The organism is Pseudomonadales bacterium (assembly GCA_013215025.1).
Lineage (GTDB): Bacteria > Pseudomonadota > Gammaproteobacteria > Pseudomonadales > DT-91 > DT-91.
Genome location: JABSRR010000238.1, coordinates 1 through 3,192 on the forward strand (window position 1 = coordinate 1; position 3,192 = coordinate 3,192).

Here is a 3,192-nt window from a genome sequence, read left to right on the forward strand (position 1 = left end):
ATCGACGTCAGTCATGCCGATCTGAATTTTTATTACCCAGTCTATAGCCGACCTTCTTTCACCTTTCATGCGGGCTTGGGCGTTAGGCAATTTTTTGGTGAGTTAGAGGCCGCCGATATAAATCTGCAGGCCGATATTGACTCAACTCTGGCACTGCTTCACCTCGGGGCGGCATTTTCGCCTGCTGAGCAATGGTGGATAAATTTGGATCTGCAGTTTGGTCAGTATGACGGTCAAAATGGCAGCGATATAAATCTTGAATTTGCTTATATTTTTAGCAATGATGTCGGGCTTGCACTAGGCTATCGTGCCTTTGATGCAACACTCGAATCGAAGCTGATTATAGAACCTGATGAATACGAGTTGGAAACTGAGCTGGCTGCTGAAGGCGGCTTTTTACGGCTGTTTTATCAATATCAATAGACTATTAAAAGTGCTTGGCTATGCGATAAAGTCTTTGACTTAAGGTTCGATGGTATCGCTGCTGAACAAAAAAGATATAAAGATAATAAAATTTACTGCTAATCAAAACGGAGTCACTATGAAAAACATTATTCAATCGACTATTTTAGGCGTCATGCTTGTTGGTGCGTCATCAGTTGCCACGGCCGACGTGTTAGGTTTTGGTGTTGCCGCCAAGGCTTACCAGCTTGAATTAAAAGATAATGATTCAAACGGTAATACAGATACAGAAACCAATGTTGAATACTCAGCATATCTTGAGCATCCGGTGCCCTTACTGCCGAATGTTCGTTTAGCATTTGCAGATTTCAGTTTTGATGAGTCGGATGATTTACAATTCGAAATCGATAGCCGCTTTACCGATGCCACGCTGTATTATGAGATTCTTGATAATATTGTAGAGCTTGACCTTGGCTTGACCGTGCGCGTATTTGATGTGGCGGTTGACGCTGTGGAAGACCTTGAAAATGACGATGTGTCAGCGTTGTTATATGCAAAAGCACAGGGTAATTTACCATTTGTTGGCTTATCAGCGGGTGCCATTGCGCAGCTTGGCGGTAATGGCGATGATGCAGTGACCGATGCCGAGGTGTTTATTAAATACGACTTTTTGTTGGGTGTTGGTGTCGCGGCCGGTTACCGCTTGATTGAGCAAAAGCTGGAAGTAGACAAAAATACAGATTTAGATGCTGAGTTAACGGGCGCATACTTATCTGCTACCTTCAGCTTTTAACGGGGATTATAGCTAAACTAAATGCGATCAAGCTGAGCCTTAAGCGCTTAGCTTGATTAGCCGCTAGTCAAAAATATGTAATGGCTATGCTTAAATATCTCTATATATGCCAATAGATGAAATTGGCTTTCATATACTGCTGCTGCTGTTGGCTATTATCTCTAATGCCCTATCAGCCATTGCAGGCGGTGGTGCCGGACTAATACAACTACCGGTCATTATTTTTCTTGGTCTGCCGTTTGCAACAGCACTTGCTACGCACAAGGTTGCATCTGTGGCGCTTGGGGTTGGCGCCTCTATTAAACATTGGCGCGCCTCGAGTTTGTTATGGCCGGTTTCTCTATCCGTAGTCTTGGGTGGTTTGCCTGGCGTAATATTAGGCGCTAGATCAATCCTGCTGATCCCAGAGGATCTTGCTAAGCTTTCATTAGGTGTTTTAACGGTTGCCCTGGGTGTGTATTCTTTTTTGCGCAAAAGCCTTGGTCAGCAGGCTGAGCCCAAGCGCCGTCAATGTTCATGCTATGTTATCAGTGGCGCAGCGTGTTTTCTGTTTGGTTTTTTGAATGGCTCTTTAACCTCGGGTACAGGTTTATTTGTCACCTTATGGTTAATTAGCTGGTTTGGCCTTGATTATCGCCAAGCTACTGCGCACACCTTAGTATTAGTTGGCCTTTTTTATAATAGTACTGGGGCCATCACGCTCGGCATGCTGCAGTCGATACAGTGGGCATGGCTGCCGGCATTGATCGCAGGATCGCTGATCGGTGGTTATTTAGGTGCGCATTTGTCGATTGTTAAGGGTAATCAATTTATTAAACGCTTATTTGAAGTCACCACGGTAGCGGTAGGTATTAAGCTTATTTTAGGCTGACAGCGCAGCTGGGATACTATGCAATAAGCCTTAGCCGCTTAGCCCTGAGAAAAATAATCGGCTTGATATATCCAGCGCTTGACCAAGGTCTGTGCTAATTCTGGCTGTTGTAAAAGTAGCTGTTTAGCAATATCGCCAACATACTCGATAAGATCATGATCACGTTCAATGTCAGCAATCCGAAACTGCAGCTGGCCAGTTTGACGGCTGCCTAACACTTCGCCTGGGCCGCGCAACTTTAAGTCGGTTTCAGCAATCTTAAAGCCGTCATTGGTTTCGCGCATAATGTTTAGGCGGCTTTTGGCCTGCTGAGATAGCGGTGGTTGAAATAATAATACGCAGTAACTCTCACTGCTGCCGCGCCCGACGCGTCCGCGCAACTGATGCAGCTGCGCTAACCCGAGTCGCTCGGGGTTTTCAATAATCATTAACGAGGCATTAGGTACATTGACGCCGACTTCAATTACCGTGGTAGCCACCAGTAAGTCTATCTCGCCGCGGCTAAATGCCTGCATGATTTCGCTTTTCTCCTTGGCCTTTAGCCGTCCATGCACTAGGCCAATGCGTCGATGGGGCAGTGAGGTTTGCAGTATCTTGGCGCTGGCTTCTGCGGCCTGACAATTAAGCTGCTCGGACTCTTCAATCAAAGTGCAGACCCAATACGCTTGCGTGCCCTGGCTGCAGGCTGCATCGATGCGTGCAATGACCTCATTACGCCGACGTTGCTCTAAGGCGATCGTGGTTACTGGCTTGCGTCCCGGAGGTAATTCATCAATCAATGATAGATCAAGATCGGCATAGGCAGTCATGGCGAGCGTACGCGGAATGGGTGTCGCGGTCATGATTAATTGATGCGGTGTGAAGCCGACGCTCTTGTCTTTCAGTGCCAGTCGCTGGTGAACACCAAAGCGGTGTTGCTCATCAATAATAGCAAGACCTAATTGATGAAACTCAACGTGATCTTGAAAAATGGCGTGAGTACCGATCAATAGCTGAAGCTCGCCACTGGCTAAGTCTGTTAGTACCGAGCGTCGGTGTTTAACGCCGGATTTGCCGGAAAGACAGGCGCAGCGAATGCCAAGTGGTTGCAGCCATTCACTGAAGCTTTGCATATGTTGCTCGGCGA

General features: G+C 46.6%; 4 protein-coding genes. 3 read left to right on the plus strand and 1 reads right to left on the minus strand.

The features are described from left to right. The 3 genes from HRU21_12355 to HRU21_12365 all read left to right on the plus strand — a co-directional run. A partial coding sequence (locus HRU21_12355) for a hypothetical protein (GenBank protein ID NRA43081.1) occupies window positions 1-423 on the plus strand: 423 nt, incomplete at its 5' end. Window positions 424-541: 118 nt separating this feature from the next. Then, window positions 542-1,195: a TIGR04219 family outer membrane beta-barrel protein gene (locus HRU21_12360; GenBank protein NRA43082.1), complete on the plus strand. Its 654-nt coding sequence runs from the start codon at window positions 542-544 to the stop codon at window positions 1,193-1,195. 106 nt (window positions 1,196-1,301) lie between these two features. Then, window positions 1,302-2,066 carry a sulfite exporter TauE/SafE family protein gene (locus tag HRU21_12365; protein NRA43083.1) on the plus strand — a complete coding sequence of 255 codons (765 nt, stop codon included), beginning with the start codon at window positions 1,302-1,304 and terminating at the stop codon, window positions 2,064-2,066. A 38-nt stretch (window positions 2,067-2,104) separates the two neighbouring features. On the opposite strand, the gene HRU21_12370 is transcribed toward HRU21_12365, so the two are convergent. Then, window positions 2,105-3,192: ATP-dependent DNA helicase RecG (locus HRU21_12370; GenBank protein NRA43084.1), on the minus strand; the 1,088-nt coding region annotated here is incomplete at its 5' end.

Bases quoted from the DNA above. Each gene is read 5' to 3' on its own strand.
- HRU21_12360 (NRA43082.1), top strand. From the start codon at position 542: ATGAAAAACATTATTCAATCGACTATTTTAGGCGTCATGCTTGTTGGT.
- HRU21_12365 (NRA43083.1), top strand. From the start codon at position 1,302: ATGCCAATAGATGAAATTGGCTTTCATATACTGCTGCTGCTGTTGGCT.